16 protein-coding genes are annotated in these 16,937 nt (G+C 65.4%); 6 read left to right on the top strand and 10 right to left on the bottom strand.

Translation table 11 applies throughout. The annotated features are described in order from the left end of the window. Positions 1 to 77 precede the first annotated feature (77 nt). Positions 78 to 788 (bottom strand): hypothetical protein, encoded by a 711-nt coding sequence (locus F9K20_RS09495; protein WP_291000450.1) that lies wholly within the window; start codon positions 786 to 788, stop codon positions 78 to 80. Positions 789 to 1,009: 221 nt separating this feature from the next. On the opposite strand from F9K20_RS09495, the gene F9K20_RS09490 reads away from it, so the two are divergent. Next, positions 1,010 to 1,216, top strand: a complete 207-nt coding sequence (locus F9K20_RS09490) for a hypothetical protein (RefSeq protein ID WP_291000448.1) — start codon at positions 1,010 to 1,012, stop codon at positions 1,214 to 1,216. Positions 1,217 to 1,280: 64 nt separating this feature from the next. Here the strand turns inward: F9K20_RS09490 and F9K20_RS09485 are convergent, their stop codons facing one another. Together F9K20_RS09485 and F9K20_RS09480 are read right to left on the bottom strand one after the other, a co-directional pair. Continuing rightward, positions 1,281 to 1,700: a hypothetical protein gene (locus F9K20_RS09485; protein ID WP_291000443.1), complete on the bottom strand. Its 420-nt coding sequence runs from the start codon at positions 1,698 to 1,700 to the stop codon at positions 1,281 to 1,283. A gap of 438 nt (positions 1,701 to 2,138) precedes the next feature. Next, complete coding sequence (locus F9K20_RS09480; RefSeq protein ID WP_291000440.1) at positions 2,139 to 2,378, bottom strand: hypothetical protein; 240 nt, start codon at positions 2,376 to 2,378, stop codon at positions 2,139 to 2,141. Positions 2,379 to 2,498: 120 nt separating this feature from the next. Between F9K20_RS09480 and F9K20_RS09475 the strand changes: the two genes are divergently transcribed. The 3 genes from F9K20_RS09475 to F9K20_RS09465 all read left to right on the top strand — a co-directional run bounded on the left by F9K20_RS09475 (position 2,499) and on the right by F9K20_RS09465 (position 6,146). Beyond that, entirely contained in the window at positions 2,499 to 3,164 is a 666-nt protein-coding gene (locus tag F9K20_RS09475) for an NAD-dependent epimerase/dehydratase family protein (RefSeq protein ID WP_291000437.1), read from the top strand. A 185-nt stretch (positions 3,165 to 3,349) separates the two neighbouring features. Next, entirely contained in the window at positions 3,350 to 4,510 is a 1,161-nt protein-coding gene (locus F9K20_RS09470) for a glycerate kinase (RefSeq protein WP_291000434.1), read from the top strand. Between the two features lie 136 nt (positions 4,511 to 4,646). After that, complete coding sequence (locus tag F9K20_RS09465) at positions 4,647 to 6,146, top strand: FAD-binding oxidoreductase (protein WP_291000431.1); 1,500 nt, start codon at positions 4,647 to 4,649, stop codon at positions 6,144 to 6,146. Here the strand turns inward: F9K20_RS09465 and aguB are convergent. Continuing rightward, positions 6,125 to 6,985, bottom strand: a complete 861-nt coding sequence (gene aguB / locus F9K20_RS09460; RefSeq protein ID WP_291000428.1) for an N-carbamoylputrescine amidase — start codon at positions 6,983 to 6,985, stop codon at positions 6,125 to 6,127. The two genes, F9K20_RS09465 and aguB, sit on opposite strands and share 22 nt — an antisense overlap. Beyond that, entirely contained in the window at positions 6,986 to 8,008 is a 1,023-nt protein-coding gene (locus F9K20_RS09455) for an agmatine deiminase family protein (protein WP_291000425.1), read from the bottom strand. A gap of 333 nt (positions 8,009 to 8,341) precedes the next feature. Here F9K20_RS09455 and F9K20_RS09450 point away from each other — a divergent pair, with 333 nt between their 5' ends. Continuing rightward, the gene (locus F9K20_RS09450) at positions 8,342 to 9,787 is read left to right on the top strand and encodes a Spy/CpxP family protein refolding chaperone (RefSeq protein ID WP_291000423.1); all 1,446 of its coding nucleotides are present in this window, start codon (positions 8,342 to 8,344) and stop codon (positions 9,785 to 9,787) included. A gap of 207 nt (positions 9,788 to 9,994) precedes the next feature. On the opposite strand, the gene F9K20_RS09445 is transcribed toward F9K20_RS09450, so the two are convergent. The 5 genes from F9K20_RS09445 to fabA all read right to left on the bottom strand — a co-directional run bounded on the left by F9K20_RS09445 (position 9,995) and on the right by fabA (position 16,195). After that, positions 9,995 to 12,373, bottom strand: coding sequence for a heavy metal translocating P-type ATPase (locus F9K20_RS09445; RefSeq protein WP_291000421.1), 2,379 nt, complete (start codon positions 12,371 to 12,373; stop codon positions 9,995 to 9,997). Positions 12,374 to 12,437: 64 nt separating this feature from the next. Further along, positions 12,438 to 13,307, bottom strand: a complete 870-nt coding sequence (locus F9K20_RS09440; protein WP_291000418.1) for a glutamate racemase — start codon at positions 13,305 to 13,307, stop codon at positions 12,438 to 12,440. Between the two features lie 28 nt (positions 13,308 to 13,335). Continuing rightward, positions 13,336 to 14,223: an SDR family oxidoreductase gene (locus F9K20_RS09435; protein ID WP_291000415.1), complete on the bottom strand. Its 888-nt coding sequence runs from the start codon at positions 14,221 to 14,223 to the stop codon at positions 13,336 to 13,338. A gap of 114 nt (positions 14,224 to 14,337) precedes the next feature. Beyond that, positions 14,338 to 15,570 (bottom strand): beta-ketoacyl-ACP synthase I, encoded by a 1,233-nt coding sequence (gene fabB / locus F9K20_RS09430; RefSeq protein WP_291000412.1) that lies wholly within the window; start codon positions 15,568 to 15,570, stop codon positions 14,338 to 14,340. An 82-nt stretch (positions 15,571 to 15,652) separates the two neighbouring features. Continuing rightward, the gene (gene fabA / locus F9K20_RS09425) at positions 15,653 to 16,195 is read right to left on the bottom strand and encodes a 3-hydroxyacyl-[acyl-carrier-protein] dehydratase FabA (RefSeq protein ID WP_291000410.1); all 543 of its coding nucleotides are present in this window, start codon (positions 16,193 to 16,195) and stop codon (positions 15,653 to 15,655) included. Between the two features lie 274 nt (positions 16,196 to 16,469). Between fabA and irrA the strand changes: the two genes are divergently transcribed. Next, positions 16,470 to 16,910, top strand: a complete 441-nt coding sequence (gene irrA, locus F9K20_RS09420) for an iron response transcriptional regulator IrrA (RefSeq protein ID WP_291000407.1) — start codon at positions 16,470 to 16,472, stop codon at positions 16,908 to 16,910. Positions 16,911 to 16,937: the final 27 nt, after the last annotated feature.

Here is a 16,937-nt window from a genome sequence, read left to right as displayed (position 1 = left end):
TGGCGATATCGGGGCGCACGCCTTACCCTCAGGCGTGCGCCCCGGTTTTTTATCCACCCGGCTTGGTCCACTGTGCTTTAGCCGCTCGCGGCCTGCTGGCAGATGCGCGGCAGAGGATTGCCGTTGAACCACAGCTCGTAGCTGTTGGGCGCATTGGTGCGTGCCCAGGACGTCCTCGATATGTCCTTGACGCTGAGCTCCAGTCCCAGCGTGCGAAACAGGGTGGCAATCTGCTTGGCGCGCTGCTCGTCCTCGGCATGGAAGAAGCGCAGCTCCTGGTTGGAGTTGGCGTAGCCCTGGTACTTGCGCACGGCCGGGAAGCGCACGGCCGCCTTGTCGGCATCCTTGAAGGCTTCGCGCAAGCGCACGAGGCAGCCATAGACGTCGTCGTTCGGTACATGGATGAAGACACGTGCCGGCCGCCGCTCCAGGGCCACGCGGTAGGCCTCGGCGACATCGGAGTTTTCCTTGGCGGCTGCCTGGATGGCGACCTCTAGCATCGGCAAAAGCTCGTGGTTTTCCGCCGTGGTCGCGTAGTCGATCTGCGCGGAGAGGAATTCGACCGGCACCTTGCCGTTCTTGGCGAGGTACTCGAACATCGCGATCCCATACTTCTGCTTCTCCGGCGACTTGTCGGTGACGAGATCGATCATGCTCTTGAGGTCATTGACGTTCTGCTGCCAGCGCGTCCAGTACCAGCCCATGCCGGCAACGGTGAGCGGCACGAGCACGATCGACAGCATCTTGAAGAACGCATCCCACCATTCGGCGCCAATCTTGAATTTCACGTTTCTGACCCCTGTCCCGGTTATCGCCACGGGATTCCCCGTCGCAAAAGCGGCATCGGCGTGACGCGGCGGCCGCCAAAGGCGTTGCGCGCGATAAGGCGTCGCAAGACATGGTTAAGGTCGTTGGGCGCGGATTGAGGAAATTTGGATCGCTTGGGCTAAGGCGATCTTGGCACGGGCAACGGTATCCTTTGAAGGACGTTCAATCCGGAGGATACCCCATGCACCGTCATCTTCCCGTCTGCGCATTTGCCGGCGCCCTGACGCTGTGCGCCGTGGCGCTCGGGACACCGGCGCAGGCGGCGCCGGTCGCTGGCCTCAGCGCCATTCCCGGCTACTCGGCTCATTCCGCGTCCATGGTCGACAAGGCCGGCTGGGTTCGCTGGCGCTGGCATCGCAACTGGTGGTGGCGCTGGCGCCGTTGGTGAGAAGCCGCAACAACGGGGGCGGCAATCAATGTGCCGTTCCGGTCCCCGAAAGCTGGTGACGTCGTCACTCGGCCAGCAACGCCTTCTCTATCGCGGCCTCGCCGGAGATCATGCGCCAGAAGGCAATCATCTTGGCCGCATCGTGGAATTCCTCCATACGCGCGATCCTGTTGCCCCTATAGGTGACGAGCTGGCGGTACGATCCGACGAGTGTGTGGTGCGTCGTCTTATGGCGAATGTAGCACTCGATCTTGGCGCGCCCGATCCCATCGCTGAAGCGGAAGTATTCGGATACGGAAACGCTTTCGGCGACGTCGGCGATGGGCTGCAGCATGTGGCGCAAGGCCTGCTTGCCGACGATCGAAAGTGGTCCTCCGTCGGGGCCGCCGGTATTGCAGTAGTAGGTGAGATCGTCGACGTAGTTGCTCAGCACCCCCTCGATATCACCGCGGCTCCACGCAGCGTGCGACGAATCCAGAATCATCCTGGCCCTGTGTTCGTCTAATTGCATCTCCACTGTCCCTCCCGCCGACAGTCGTCCCGAGAGACCGAAGGTCGGCCCATTCCGCATTCCACGGACGAAGTGCCGATGACCGAGTGGCGGAAATCGGACAGATCGCGGGGTCGCACGGTGCGGATCGAAGGTCGAGCTCAAGGGGCTGCATTCGGTAACGCGAGACTTCGTGCTCAGGCCGCATATCTTGCCATGTCAGTCAAGCAAGACAAGTCCTACGCATGTTGAATGTCAGCAGGCAGATCGATTTCCGCTCATATGATGCATTTCCGCAGATGCGTCCGGGATCTGGGTTTCCAAGGCACTAAATCTGAGGGCAATCCCATGCCCATTCATTGATCACCATCACGCGGGTCTGCGCTCCCTCACTGCAGGGCCACACCGACTGAGGAATCAGCGCCGCGCAATTCACGCCGCTTCAATTTCTGTTACGGCGCTCACCTGCGCCGGCATTTCGGCAGTGGCATCGTCTTTCGGCCAGAGCGCTTCGGCATGCCGAACGGTCCCCGACCCATTGACGCTGATGTCGGTGAACCCCGCGGCCCGTAGCCGATCGGCGATCATGTCGTTGCCGGCGAGGCTTTCCAAAAGGCCGAGCGAGATGGTGGCTTGGTAGCGCCGGCCGCGCCTGACGGTGAATGTGCTCAACTGGACCTCCTTCGACGTCATTTCGCGTTTGCAGGGGGTCATATTGCCACGCAATCCGGCTGCGTGGACGAGTTCCGGCTCGACGACTAGTCTGCGCCCGGGGAGCGGGAGTAGAGCACCATGGCAAAACGCGTGGCGGTTATCGTCGGGTCCACCGGTGCCATCGGGCGCCAGCTCATGCCGCTACTGCTCGCCTCGCCGCGGTTCGACAATATCGTCGTGCTACACCACCGGCCGACGCAGTATGCCGAGCTTCCGAGGGTCAAAGAGAGAATCGTCGACTTCTCCCGCATTCCTCCGCCGCCGGCGGGCGAGGACGTGGAAGCGGTATTCTGCTGCGTTGGTACGACGCAAAAAAAGGCTGGGTCTACCGAGGCTTTTCAGAAGGTCGATCGCGATATTCCGATCGCCTTGGCGAAATGGGCGGCCGCGCATAGCGCTACGGCGCTCGTCGCCATAAGCTCCGTCGATGCCCGGGCAACGGCGCGCAGCGTCTATCTTAGGACCAAGGGGGAGATGGAAAGCGGGGTTGCGGGCGCGGGGTTGCGATCGGTCTATATCCTGCGCCCATCGCTGCTCGCCGGAGAGCGCGACGAGTTTCGGCTGGCCGAGCGCATCGGCAACCGGGTACTCGCCGTCATCGGCCCACTGATGCTGGGGCCGCTACGCAAGTATCGGGCAATACATACAAAAACGGTTGCCAGGGGCATGCTCGTATGCGCCGAGCGTGCCGCCCCGGGCGTGCACATCGTCGAATCGGATGCGATCCAGGAGCTGGGCACCTGAGGCCTTGTCGCGTGCCCCGCGGCGAACGATTTGTTCGCTATCCTTAACCATGGCCACAATGGCTTTCAGGTAACCCCCGACGAAGAAAGCAACTTTAAGCAGGCGCGCGACACAGTGCGGCCTTTCCCCGTATCCTCTCGCCGATTAGCCGTTGGCGCGCGAGCGTCCGTAAGAAGAAGTGCCCAATGAAGATCGTCATCGCCCCGGATTCCTTCAAAGAAAACCTGACCTCCCTGGAAGTGGCGAGCGAGATCGAGACGGGCCTCAAGCGGGTCTGGCCGGACGCCGTCTACGTCAAGGTGCCGATGGCCGACGGCGGCGAGGGCACGGTGCAATCGCTGGTCGATGCCACCGGCGGCCAGATCGTCCAGGTCGAGGTCTCGGGTCCCATGGGCGCCAGGGTGCTGGCTTCCTACGGCCTGCTCGGCAACGGCAAGACGGCGGTCATCGAGATGGCCGAGGCTTCCGGGCTTCCGCTCGTTCCCAAGGAGCAGCGCAATCCGCTCGTTGCCACCACCTACGGCACCGGTGAGCTGATCGCCGATGCCATCAAGCGCGGCGTCGAGGAGATCATTCTTGGCATTGGCGGCTCGGCCACCAACGATGCCGGCGCCGGCCTCGCCCAGGCGCTCGGTGTCCGCTTCCTGAACTTTGGTGGGGCGCCGATTCCCGATCTCATCGCTGGCGGTCACCTCGACAAGGTGCAGGCCGTCGACATGTCGGGCGTGAACCCTGGCCTCGCCAAGATCCGCATCAGCGTCGCCTGCGACGTCACCAATCCGTTGTGCGGCGAGAAGGGTGCTTCGCGCGTCTACGGCCCGCAGAAGGGCGCCACGCCAGAGATGGTCGAGCAGCTCGACAAGAACCTGGCGCACTTCGCCCACGTCATCAAACGCTCAATCGGTGCCGATGTCATCGATCGGCCGGGCGCTGGCGCTGGCGGCGGCATCGGGGCTGGGCTCATGGCCTTCACCAACGCCACGCTGAAGCGCGGCGTCGAACTCGTCGTCGCGGCGACGCGGCTCGAGGAGCACATGCAGGGTGCCGCTCTCGCCTTCACCGGCGAGGGGCGCGTTGATTTCCAGACCGCCTTCGGCAAGACCCCCTCGGGCGTCGCCGCGGCGGCGCGCAAGCACGGCGTGCCGGTCGTAGCTATCGGCGGCGGTCTGGCGGATGATGCAGGCGGTGTTTTCGCGCACGGCATCGATGGTCTCGAGACGGCAACGCCCAACGCCATGCCGCTCGATGTGGCGATCAAGAAGTCGCGGCAGTACCTGCAGGATGCCGCCGAGCGCGCCGCCCGCCTGATCATCATCGGCCAGCGCATGTCGAAATCGGCTTCCTGAGCGCGGACAATTCCGATACGCGGCGGCGCCTTTGATTAAGCATGAGGCGTGCGGCGTATGTGCATGCCACCGATGGCACGCTAGGCTGCGTACCCATTGAAACCGCAGAGGTTTAGCGTAGCGGTGGGGGCAGCGTATGAAGTCATTGATGCCTCAGCTGGCGATGACGCCGCATGTCGCGGCGCTCTTGAAGCTAGCCGGACACGCTGGCTTCGTGGCCAATCGCCGACCAGCTGAAACTCCAGCACCCACCGATGCGATCACCAACTGGGAAGGCGGCGTGACCTACAGTCCGGCCGTCGTGGTCCACCCGCGAACGATCGACGACGTGGTGCGCGTCGTCATGGATGCGGCGAGCTATCCCTCGCCGGTGCGGGCGGTGGGCAAGCTGCATTCGCCGGCTCCCTGCTCCGCCGACGACGGGGGCACCATGCTCGATATGACCGGCATGACCCGCATCATCGAGATCGGCCACGACTTCGTCACCGCCGAGGCGGGCGCGCTGTACATCGATGTGGCGGAAGAGCTAGCGCGCCGCGGCAAGCAGTTTCACATCAACACCGAGATCGGCAACGTCACGCTCGGCGCGGTCGCCTGCGCCGCGACGAAGGACAGCTCGCTGATCGGCACCTCGTACTGGGGGCAGATCAGCTCGTTCGTCTCCGGCATGAAGGTCGTCAGACCCGACGGCACGGTGGCCAGCTACAATGAGACCGAGAACGGCGAGGAGATGCGCCTTTTGCGCTCGAGCTACGGCCTCATCGGCGTCATTGTCGAGGTGACGCTGCGCATCAAGCCGCTGACCGCCATCTGGGCGCGCCACCGCGTCTTCACGCTCGAGCAGTTCCGCGCTGCCGTGCCCAGCCTCGTGGCCGAGGGCAAGGCGCTGATGATGTACTTCTATCCTTTCTCAGGCAGGGTGATGGTGGAGGAGCGGCGCGAGGTGCCGGGCGTCAAGCCGACCTCCTCGGGCCGCTGGTGGCTGCGCAATGCCTTCTGGCGCCGACTAGGGCCTATGTTCACGGTTCTTATCGCACGCGGCTCACCTAACCGTGCCATAGAGTACCGCGTGCGTGCGATCTACGACTTCCTGATCTGCCGCTGGACGACCTTCATCGTCGGCGGCAACGCAACCAAGCCGCACCTGCAGATCATCCGCCACAGCGAGAAACCCGGACCCTACAAGTTCGTGTTCTCGATGTGGTCGTTCGACGAGGCGCATTTCTTCGCCACGCTGGAGGCCTACTTCCGTTTTTGCCGCGAGTATGCGGAGCGGACCGGTTTCCGTTGCGACTTACCAGCAGTCGGCTACCGCATGGTCGCCGACAAGAACGCGCTCCTGTCGTTCACGCACGATGCCCCGGCCATGAGCATCGACCCGGCCTCGACCGGCGGACCCGGCTGGGATGCCTTCCTTAAAGCATTCAACGAGTTCTCCAGCGCCCACGACGGCCATCCGCTGCTCAATCAGACCAAGCACCTGACCCCGGAGCAGGTGGCCAAGGCATACGGTGACCGGTGGAGCGAGTTCGCGCAGGCGCGCCGCGCGCGCGATCCCGGCGATCGGCTGTTGTCCAGCTATTTCAAGACGCTGTTGCAGAGCGCGGAGCCCGATCAGACAATGCTCTTGGCGTAAAGATCGGCGCGCCGGTCGCGGAAGAAGCCCCAGTCGGCGCGGTAGCTCTCCAGTTTGTTGAGGTCGAACGTGTGCACGAGCACGCCCTCGTCGCTAGCGCCGAAAGATTCGACGATCTCGCCGCGGTGATCGGCGATGAACGAGTGGCCGTAGAATCTCTGCTTGGCGCCGTCATTGTCTTCGAGGCCGATGCGGTTGGCGGCGACGACCGGCACGGCGTTGGCGACGGCGTGGCCCTGCATCGCACGCTGCCACTGCAGGTGCGTATCGAGGCTCGCGTCGTAGGGCTCGGACCCGATGGCGGTCGGATAGAACAGCACCTCGGCGCCGGCGAGCGCCATGGCCCGCGCGCACTCGGGGAACCACTGGTCCCAGCAGATGCCGACTCCGATGGTGCCGGCCTTGGTCTTCCACGCCTTGAAGCCGGTGTCGCCGGGGTGGAAGTAGTATTTCTCCTGGTAGCCGGGGCCGTCCGGGATGTGGCTCTTTCGGTAGACGCCGAGGATGGACCCGTCCGCGTCGGCAATGGCGACGCTGTTGTAGTAGCGCGGGCCGTCCTTCTCGAAGAACGAGATGGGAATGACGACGCCGAGCTCGCCGGCGAGCTTCTTGAGCGCCAGCACGCACGGGTGCTCATCGACGGGAAGCGCCGTCGTGAACCACTTCGGGTCTTGGCGGGTCGGGAAGTAGATGCCCTGGAACAGTTCCGACGGCAGCACGACCTGGGCGCCCTGCTTTGCTGCCTCGCGCGCGAAAGCCTCGGTCCTGGCGATGTTGTCGCGCAGGTCGTGGCCGTACCATGTCTGGATCGCGGCGACGGTGAGCGTGCGGTGGGCCATCTAGCGCGGCTCCTGCTGGGTGATGCAATGGAACGAGCCGCCGCCAGCGGTGCCGCAGCCAAGCAACCCGCGCGAGGGAACGCCCACTACCTTGTGATCGGGGAAAACCGTCCGGAGCCCGGCCAGCGCTGCCTCTTCGGTAGGTGTGCCGTACACGGGCACGACGACAAGACCATTGGCGATGACGAAGTTCATGTGCGATGCGGGCGAGATCTCGCCGAGGGCATTACGATAGAGCCCGACGCCGGGGATGCGCGCCACCTCCAGTTTGCGACCGAGGGCGTCGGTTGCCGCCTCCAGCGTGCGGGCGATGGCATCGAGCGTCTCGCGGTTGGGATCGTCGTCACCGGCCGGCGCCTGGCAGACGACGCGCCCCGGGCCGACGAAGCGCGCGATGTTGTCGATGTGCCCGTCGGTATGGTCGTTCTTGAGGCCCTCGTCGATCCAGATCACCTTCTGGGCGCCGAACGCCTCGCCGAGCGCCGCTTCGGCCTGCGCCCGCGTCCAACCGTTACGGTTGGGGTTGAGCAGCGTCTGCCGCGTTGTCAGGATCGTTCCCTCCCCGTCGTGGTCGACAGCGCCGCCCTCGAGCACGAAGCCGAAGCGCCGGATCGCGACGTCTGCGACGCGGGCGATGTCGTCGCCGACCGTGGCGTCGTCGGGCAGGTCGTACTTGCCGCCCCAGCTGTTGGTGGCAAAGCGCAGCGCCACGGGGCCGAGGTGTGTGTGCGCGAAGATGGGTCCCGTGTCGCGCAGCCAAATATCACCATAGCGCGCCTGCACAAAATCGGCGACGCCACCCAGCGCGGCACGTGCCGAGGCCTCCGCCTCCGCGCCGTTGACGAGCAGGCGCACCGTATTCGCCTCGGCCAGCGCGCGCACCATCGCCGCCACGTCCCGGCGCGGCGTCTCGAGGTCGCCGTTCCATTCACGCGGGTCGGCGGGCCAGGCGGTCCATACTGCCTTGAGCAGTGCCCACTCTGGCGGAACGGTAATCGTCGTTTCGGTTACGTCGGGCAGCATCTCGTCTCTCGTTGGCGCGCGTTCGGCGGATCAATAGCGGGCGCCGGGCTCGCTGGGGAGCCTCATATCGTGCGCCGGAGGCGCCTTCGCCAGTGGCATGTCGCCCTACGGGGCTGAAAACGCCCCAAGGCACGGGGGCGGCGCCCATCCGCAACTTCTGCAAAGCTGTTGTCCGAGCCCCACCAATTGCCTCGGCAGCATGAAGGATTTGTTTGCTCTGACCCAAGGTCTCGCCGCCACGCTGAGCCTCTCGTCATACCTTGCCGGCTATCCCAATCCCATCGGTCGCCGGCCGCGAGCCGTTGCGACACGTTTGCGTTCGGAGGGAAGATCATGACTCGCAGCTCGGTTCTTGCGCTCGCCGCAAGCGTTGCCATAGGCACATTCGGTTTGACCACGGATGCCGACGCGCGCGGCGGCTTCGGTGGCGGTCACTTCGGCGGCGGCTTTGGCGGGGGTCACTTTGGCGGCATGCGCGATTTCGGCGGTGGCATGCGCGACTTCCGGCCCGAGTTCCGGTCCGAGATGGGCGAGCCGCGCATGGGCGACCACCGTCCGGTCGAGGATCACCATCCCGTCGACGACCATCGTGCCATGGACGATCACCGCGCCGATGACGCGGCACGTCGCGGCGACGACCATGCCGATCATCCCGATGCGCGCGACCGCGCGGTCGACGATCATCGCAACCTCGACCGCCGTGACGATCTCGCCCAGCACTGGAACAACTGGCACGAGCCGGTGAATGCCGGTCGCTGGGACCACAACGCGTTCTGGAACAACAATTGGAACGCCCGCAACTTCAACTGCTACAATTGCCGCTGGGGCTGGGTCGGCCCGGTGTTCTGGCCGTTCGCCTGGGGCGACATGTGGTCGTTTGCCTGGTGGCCCTACGCGGCGACGGCGCCGTTCTGGAACTATGGCGTCGACTACATCATGGGCGGTCTGTTCTGGCCCAACGGCGCCTACGCATGGCCGACGGGTGGCTACGGCGCCACGGCGTGGACGCAGACCGACGGCGACTACGTCTATGCGCGCCAGTCGCACCAGGACATCTACAGCGCGGGTCCCTCTGATGGCAGCGACGAAAAGCAGACCGCCGCGGCACAGGACGACAGCCAGAACCAGGATCTCGCCACTTGCAGCGGCTTCGCACCCGGAGTTGCCAGCCTGCCGATCGACAAGATCGAGGCGAGTGTGAAGCCCACCGGCGTGCAGCTCACTGACCTCAAGGCGCTCGAAGTCGCCTCCAGCAAGGCGGAAGGCATCCTCAAGGCGTCGTGCCCCAGCTCCCCGCCGCTGACCCCGGTTGGCCGCCTCGACGCGCTGCAAAAGCGCCTCGACGCCATGGTGCAGGGTCTCGACCTCGTGCGCGCGCCGCTTGCCAAGTTCGATGGCTCGCTGTCGGCCGAGCAGAAGCAACAGCTCGATTCCCTCGGCGGCAGCAAGGTGGCGAACCCGACCGCGCTGTGCTCGACGCAGAACGAGGAGTTCATCAACGTGCCGACGCAGGAGATCATCGCGACGGTCGATCCCGACGAGGAGCAGAAAGCAGCGCTCGACGCCCTCGACAACGTGTCGGCCAAGGCGGCGGCCATGCTGCAGGCGACGTGCCCGGCGCAGATCCCGGCAACGACCGAGGCCCGTCTCGACGCCATGGACAAGCGTCTGCGCGCTACGGTTACGGCGATGAACGAGGTGCGGCCGGCGCTGGTCGGCTTCTATGACTCGCTCAGCGACGAGCAGAAGGCGCGCTTCGACACGATGCCGGGCCAGTAGCCGAGCTAAGGTTGGATTGGCCAGAGAGCGTCGCCGACTAACGCTGACAGAGCCCCCTCACCCGGAACGCACGCTACGCATTCGCGCCGGCCTGTCCCCAGTGGGGAGAGGCTAGTCGAACTCGAGGCAAGGCCTTAACCTCTCCTCGCCGGGGAGAGGTCGGAAGCGATCGCAAGATCGCTTCGGGGTGAGGGGGAGTAGAGCGTGTCAGCCCAGCTTCACGCTGCGCAGACGCAACGAATTGGTGATGACGCTGACCGAGGACAGCGCCATGGCGGCCGCGGCGATGATCGGCGACAACAGGATGCCGAAGGCCGGGTAAAGCACGCCGGCCGCTATCGGCACGCCAGCGGCATTGTAGATGAAGGCGAAGAACAGGTTCTGGCGGATATTGCGCATGACGCTCTCCGACAGACGGCGCGCGCGCACGATGCCCTGCAGATCGCCCTTCAAGAGCGTGATGCCGGCGCTCTCGATAGCGACGTCGGTGCCGGTGCCCATGGCAATGCCGACCTCGGCTGCCGCGAGCGCAGGAGCATCGTTGACGCCGTCGCCGGCCATGGCGACGACGCGGCCTTCCTTCTGTAGCTTCTCGACGACGGCGCTCTTCTGGTCGGGCAGCACCTCGGCCTCGATTTCGGTGAGACCGAGGCGGCGCGCGACCGCCAGTGCCGTAGTGCGATTGTCTCCCGTGAGCATGACGACGCGCACGCCGTCTCCGCTCAGCGCCTTAAGCGCCGCCGCGGTTGTGGCTTTGACCGGATCGGCGATGGCGATGACGCCGGCAACCTTGCCATCGACGGCGACGAAGATCGACGTCGCGCCCTCGCGGCGCAGCTGCTCGGCCTGCGCCTCGAGCGGTGTGGTGGCGATGCCTAGCTCGGCGAGGAAGCGCGGATTGCCGAGCGCAACGCGCTTGCGCTCGACCATGCCGATGGCGCCCTTGCCGGTCGGCGAGTCGAAGCCCATGACGCGGGCCAGCTCGATGTTGCGCTCCTTGGCGGCGGCAACGATCGCCGCCGCAAGCGGGTGCTCGCTCGCGACCTCGACGCTGGCCGCGAATTTGAGCAGGCTCGCCTCATCGAAGCCCTCTGCGGGGACGATCTTGACGACCTTCGGCTTGCCTTCCGTCAAGGTGCCCGTCTTGTCGACGACGAGGGTGTCGACCTTCTCCATGCGCTCGAGCGCTTCCGCGTTCTTGATCAACACACCGGCCTGCGCGCCGCGTCCGACGCCAACCATGATCGACATCGGGGTGGCGAGCCCGAGCGCGCACGGGCAGGCGATGATCAGCACCGTGACAGCGGCAACGAGCCCATAGGCAAAGCGCGGCTCGGGCCCGAACATGGCCCATGCCACGAAGGCCACCACTGCGACCAGGATCACCGCCGGCACGAACCAGCCTGAGACCTGGTCGGCAAGGCGCTGGATCGGGGCGCGCGAGCGCTGCGCCTGTGCTACCATCTGCACGATCTGGGCGAGCATGGTGTCGCGCCCGACCTTGTCGGCGCGCATGACGAAGGAGCCGGACTGGTTGAGCGTTCCGGCGATCACCTTGGCGCCGACCTCCTTGGTGACGGGCATCGACTCGCCGGTCACCATGGATTCGTCGAGCGAGGAGCGTCCCTCGATGAGGGTGCCGTCGACCGGTACCTTCTCGCCCGGGCGAACGCGCAGCTTGTCGCCCACAACTACATCGTCGAGCGGGACCTCCTCGTCCGAGCCGTCCTGCACGCGGCGCGCGGTCTTGGGCGCGAGGTCGAGCAGCGCGCGGATGGCGCCGGACGTCTGCTCGCGCGCGCGCAGCTCGAGAACCTGTCCCAGCAGGACCAGCACCGTGATGACGGAGGCCGCTTCGAAGTAGACGGCTACGGCACCATCCGGTCCGCGGAACGCCGAGGGGAAGATTCCGGGCGCAAGTGTCGCAATTACGCTGTAGACCCAGGCGACGCCTGTGCCCATGGCGATGAGCGTGAACATGTTAAGGTTGCGCGTGAGAAGCGACTGCCAGCCGCGTTCGAAGAACGGCCAGCCGACCCACAGCACGACCGGCGTCGCTAACGCCAGCTGCAGCCAGTTCGACGTCGTCTTGCTGAGCAGCATATGCAGCCCGGTGAGATGCCCGCCCATCTCGAGAGCAAGTACCGGCAAGGTGAGCACTAGGCCGATCCAGAAGCGTCGCGCCATGTCGACGAGCTCGGGGTTCGGGCCCGTCTCGGCGCTTACCAGCTCGGGCTCCAGGGCCATACCGCAGATGGGGCACGAACCCGGACCAACCTGGCGAATCTCTGGGTGCATCGGGCACGTGTAGACGGTGCCTTCCGGCACCGGCACATGCACGCGCTCGTCTTTGGTGAGGTACTTCTGCGGATCGGCCAAGAATTTCGTGCGGCAGCCGGCGGCGCAGAAGTAATAGCTGCGCCCAGCGTGTTCGGCGCGGAACTTGGCGGTGTGTGGGTCGACGTCCATCCCGCACACGGGATCCTTGGCCAGCGACGGCGATGGGCTGGCCGCCTCGCTCTTTTTGTGCTCGTGCGCGTGCGGATGGTGGTGGGTGCTGCCGGGAGCGCGGTGGTTGTCGGCCATGGGATCCTCGTTGGTCGAGACCCAATATAGGTATGGCCTTGGATTAAGCGAGCTTTGACGGAGATCAGGCGGCCGACAGCTCGAAAGCCGTCACCTCCGGCCAGAACACGCGCGCGCGGGCGCTGATTTCGCTTGGATTGCCGGTCGTCATCAGAACGAGCGAGCGGCCGCGATCGCCGTCCACGTAATGCTGATGCCGCGCCAGATAGTCCTCGAGACTATCGGCGACCACCTCCGGCTGCGAGAGGATGCGGGTGAACGGCGGCAGGTGGCGGCGGAAGAGGTGCTCCACCAGCGGGAAGTGCGTACAACCAAGAATCGCGCGGTGCGGCGGCATTCCGTTGGTCTGCGCTAGCAACCCGCGGATGCCCTCCTCGACGAGGCGCTCCAGCTCGGCCTCCGGGGCCGCCTCCTCGATCGCACCGGCGAGGCGCCCACACACTTGCTGCACGACCGTAACGCGCGGGCAGCGCTTGCGGATCTCTTCCGGGTAGACGCCGGAGGTAATCGTGCGCGTGGTGCCGAAGACGGCGACGACGTCGGTGTTGTACTTCTGCGGGTATTGCGGGCTCGACACGGCCCAGGGCGTCTGCGTGGCGGCTTCGACCGTCGGCGCCACGATGCCAAGCACGTTATGGCCGCGCCAGCGGCTGCTCGGCAGCCACTTTTGCTGTAGGTGACGGGCGGCGACGGCGGTTGCCGTATTGCAGCCGAGCAGGACCAGCTTGCAGCCCTGGGCAAACAGCGCTTCGACGCTGGCGCGCGTGAAATCGATGACCTCGGCCGACGAGCGATCGCCGTAAGGGACGTTCGCGTGGTCGCCCAGGTAGAGAAATGACTTGTCGGGGAAGCGGTCGACGAGTGCGCGCAGCACCGTCAGCCCCCCCAAGCCTGAATCGAAGACGCCGATCATGCGCGTGTGTGGGGCCGGCACCGTCAGGTCGTCAAGATGGGTCGATGCGCTATTCTGCGGCTTCGGACGGTGAGCGACCGCCCGGCGCAGCAGGGGCCACAGCGGGGGCCTCGGTGTCGAAGCGCTTCAGCGCCTCGAGGCCCGGCATGGCGACCGTAGAATATCCACAATCGACGAAATGCACCTCGCCCGTCACCGCACCCGACAGATCCGACAAGAGATACAGCGCCGATCCGCCCACCTCGTTGAGCGTCGGCGTGCGCTTCAGCGGCGCATGCTCCTTTTGGAAGTTGAAGATGACGCGCGCGTCGGAAACGCCGGCGCCCGAAAGCGTACGCATCGGACCGGCGGAGAGCGCGTTGACACGGATGCCCTGCGGGCCGAGGTCGGCGGCGAGATAGCGCACGGAGGCTTCCAGCGCGGCCTTGGCGACGCCCATGACGTTGTAGGAGGGCACCGACTTCGTGGCGCCGCCATAGCTCAGGGTCAAGAGCGAGCCGCCGTTCGGCATCAGGGGGAAGGCGCGCTTGGCAACCTCGGTGAACGAGAAGCACGAAATGACCATCGTATTGGTGAAATTCTCGCGTGTGGTGTTGACGTAGCGCCCCGAAAGCTCGCGCGGGTCGGAGTAGGCGAGCGCGTGCACGACGAAGTCGAGGTTGCCCCAAGTTTCTTTGATGCGCGCGAAGGCGCGGTCGACGCTGTCGAGGTCGAGGACGTTGCACGGCTCGATGATTTCCGAGCCCAGCGACTTGGCGAGCGGCAGCGCGCGGCGGCCGAAGGCGCCGTCCTGGTAGGTGAAGGCGAGCTGGGCGCCCTGGCCAGCCAGGATGCGGGCGATGCCCCAGGCGATCGAGCGCTCGTTGGCTACGCCCATGATGAGCCCGCGCTTGCCAGCCATGATCGGGCCAGGTTTGGCGAGGTCGATTTCGGTCATGGGACTTCCTGTCGTTCCTGAGTGTCTAGTGGCGGCTCGCAATGCCGCCCGCGGTTGATAGCCGCTCCGCGCTAATTCGCTGTTCCCGGCATGACAGCCGTCCGCTCGGTCGTTCTAGCCGGTCACACGCCGAAAAACGAGCGTGGCATTAGTGCCGCCGAACCCGAAGCTGTTCGACATGACGCAGTTAAGGCTAACATTATCGATGCGCTCGCGCACGATCGGCATGTCGGCCAGCTCGGGGTCGATCTCCTCGATATTGGCGCTTTCGCAGATGAAACCATTGTTCATCATGAGCAGCGAGAAAATCGCCTCCTGCACACCGACGGCACCGAGCGAATGCCCGGTCAGCGATTTGGTCGAGGCAATCTTCGGCACCTCGCCGTCGAACACCTTGCGGATGGCCTCGATCTCGCGCAGATCGCCAATCGGCGTACCGGTGCCGTGCGGGTTGATGTAGTCGACTTTGTGGCCGATGCCTCTGCCGTCCATGCCCTTGAGAGCGAGCTGCATGCAGCGCACCGCGCCTTCTCCCGAAGGAGCCACCATGTCGTAGCCGTCCGACGTGGCGCCGTAGCCGGCGACCTCACCGTAGATGCGCGCCCCGCGCGACTTCGCCCGCTCCAGCTCCTCCAAGACGACGACGCCGGCCCCGCCCGCGATGACAAAGCCGTCGCGGTTCTTGTCGTAGGCGCGGCTGGCCTTGGCCGGCGTATCGTTGAACTTCGAGGACATGGCGCCCATGGCGTCGAACAGCACCGACAACGTCCAGTCGAGCTCCTCGCAGCCCCCGGCGAACATCACGTCCTGCTTGCCCCACTGGATCAGCTCGGCGGCATTGCCGATGCAGTGCGCCGACGTCGAGCAGGCCGACGCGATGGAATAGTTGACGCCTTTGATCTGAAAGCTCGTGGCGAGGGCGGCGGAGGGCCCGGAGCACATGGCCTTGGGCACCTCGAACGGCCCGACTTTGCGGGGGTCCTTCTCGCGCGTGACGTCGGCGGCGGCGACGATGGCGCGGGTAGACGGGCCGCCCGAGCCCATGATGATGCCGGTGCGCTCGTTGATGATGTCCTTTTCCTCGAGGCCGGCGTCGCGAATGGCCTGATCCATAGCGACGTAGTTCCAGCCGACACCGTCACCCATGAAGCGGCGCGGTTTGCGCGGAACCTGCGACTCCCAGTCGAGGTTGGGGGCGCCGTGCACCTGGCAGCGGAATCCCAGCTCGGCGTACTTGTCGGCGCGCACGATGCCGGACTTGGCCTCGCGGAGAGACGCGAGCACTTCCTGGCAGCTGTTTCCGATCGAGGAAACAATGCCCATGCCCGTGACGACCACTCGTCTCATCCGCCCATCCTCTCGTACCGGAAGCTTGCGGCTTCGCTCGCAATTCGGCTCCGGCGGAAGCGAGCACGAAAAGCCATCAAGATCAAGGACTGACGGCAGCCGCCGATTCGCCGCTCTCGAACAGGCCGACGCGCAGGTCGTTGGCCGTATAGATGACTTGGCCGTCGGCCTTCATGACACCGTCCGCGATGGCCAGCTTCAGCTTGCGCAAAATGACCCGCTTGAGGTCGACGATGTACTCGACCCGGCCGACCGTCGGCACCACCATGCCGGTGAACTTGACCTCGCCGACCCCCAGCGCGCGGCCTCGCCCGGGCGCGCCCAGCCAACCGAGGAAGAAGCCCGTCATCTGCCAGAGGGCGTCGAGGCCGAGGCAGCCGGGCATCACCGGGTCGCCCTCGAAATGGCAGCGGAAGAACCAGTCGAGCCGGCTGTTGCCGGCCACCTTGAGCTCGGCGGCGATTTGCCCCTTGCCGTGCTGGCCGCCGGTCTCGGAGACGGTCGAAATCCGGTCGAACATGAGCATCGGCGGCAGCGGCAGCTGCGCATTGCCGGGGCCGAACAGCTCGCCGCGGCCACACGCAAGCAGGTCCTCGTATTCGAAGCTCGTGCGGCGTTCTGTCATGATTTCTGCGCTCAGTTCCTCGCTTGCGAACGCCTTCGGCAGGTTAAGCCGCGGCCGCGGGGTTCCCTAACACAGTCGTATGGCCTTCAAAAGGGTGGGCACCGAGCCGCAGGGCGAGGATGCGTGCTCCCGCTGCGTTCGGGCCCCGTGTTGCAGGCAACCCGGCGCCTGCCTATAGTATATTTCTGGTGTTAGCTTGATTTGCCGCCCCATTGGGGGAGCTAGTGCGGCCCGCCAAGCGGCCAGCCCTGTAACAGGCGCGACGCGCATACGGATGACCAACAACACGCCCGGCTTACAAAAGGACGCAAAGGCCCCTCGGGGCGTCGCTCAGCTGCTGCGCAGGGCTGGGCTGCGGCCGACACGCCAGCGCTTGGCGCTCGGCGCCCTATTGTTCGAGGGCGAGGATCGCCACGTCACAGCCGAATCGCTGCACGCCGAAGCCACCGCCGCCGGCCAACACGTTTCCCTGGCTACCGTCTACAACACGCTGCACCAATTCAAGCGGGCGGGGCTGCTGCGCGAGCTGGCGATCAACGGCGCCAAGGCCTATTTCGACACCAATACGTCGAACCACAATCACTTCTTTGTCGAGGAAGAGGGTGAGCTGCATGACATTCCGGGCCATGCCATCCGCGTCGATGGCCTGCCGGAGCCCCCCGAGGGCATGAGCATCACCCACATCGACGTCGTCGTCCGGCTCAAGAAGGACTGAACGGCGCGTCGTCCCGTTCCCGCTTCG

The organism is Hyphomicrobium sp., assembly GCF_009026145.1.
In the GTDB taxonomy this organism is placed as follows: Bacteria; Pseudomonadota; Alphaproteobacteria; order Rhizobiales; family Hyphomicrobiaceae; genus Hyphomicrobium_A.
The sequence above is the reverse complement of the archived record's forward strand: the minus strand, read 5'-3'. Positions and strand labels throughout refer to the sequence as shown.

What these genes read in the sequence shown, in the direction of transcription:
- F9K20_RS09490 (WP_291000448.1), top strand. Translation starts at nt 1,010, where the DNA reads ATGCACCGTCATCTTCCCGTCTGCGCATTTGCCGGCGCCCTGACGCTG.
- F9K20_RS09485 (WP_291000443.1), bottom strand. Translation starts at nt 1,700, where the DNA reads ATGATTCTGGATTCGTCGCACGCTGCGTGGAGCCGCGGTGATATCGAG.
- F9K20_RS09475 (WP_291000437.1), top strand. Translation starts at nt 2,499, where the DNA reads ATGGCAAAACGCGTGGCGGTTATCGTCGGGTCCACCGGTGCCATCGGG.
- F9K20_RS09470 (WP_291000434.1), top strand. Translation starts at nt 3,350, where the DNA reads ATGAAGATCGTCATCGCCCCGGATTCCTTCAAAGAAAACCTGACCTCC.
- F9K20_RS09465 (WP_291000431.1), top strand. Translation starts at nt 4,647, where the DNA reads ATGAAGTCATTGATGCCTCAGCTGGCGATGACGCCGCATGTCGCGGCG.
- aguB (WP_291000428.1), bottom strand. Translation starts at nt 6,985, where the DNA reads ATGGCCCACCGCACGCTCACCGTCGCCGCGATCCAGACATGGTACGGC.
- F9K20_RS09455 (WP_291000425.1), bottom strand. Translation starts at nt 8,008, where the DNA reads ATGCTGCCCGACGTAACCGAAACGACGATTACCGTTCCGCCAGAGTGG.
- F9K20_RS09450 (WP_291000423.1), top strand. Translation starts at nt 8,342, where the DNA reads ATGACTCGCAGCTCGGTTCTTGCGCTCGCCGCAAGCGTTGCCATAGGC.
- F9K20_RS09445 (WP_291000421.1), bottom strand. Translation starts at nt 12,373, where the DNA reads ATGGCCGACAACCACCGCGCTCCCGGCAGCACCCACCACCATCCGCAC.
- F9K20_RS09435 (WP_291000415.1), bottom strand. Translation starts at nt 14,223, where the DNA reads ATGACCGAAATCGACCTCGCCAAACCTGGCCCGATCATGGCTGGCAAG.
- fabB (WP_291000412.1), bottom strand. Translation starts at nt 15,570, where the DNA reads ATGAGACGAGTGGTCGTCACGGGCATGGGCATTGTTTCCTCGATCGGA.
- fabA (WP_291000410.1), bottom strand. Translation starts at nt 16,195, where the DNA reads ATGACAGAACGCCGCACGAGCTTCGAATACGAGGACCTGCTTGCGTGT.
- irrA (WP_291000407.1), top strand. Translation starts at nt 16,470, where the DNA reads ATGACCAACAACACGCCCGGCTTACAAAAGGACGCAAAGGCCCCTCGG.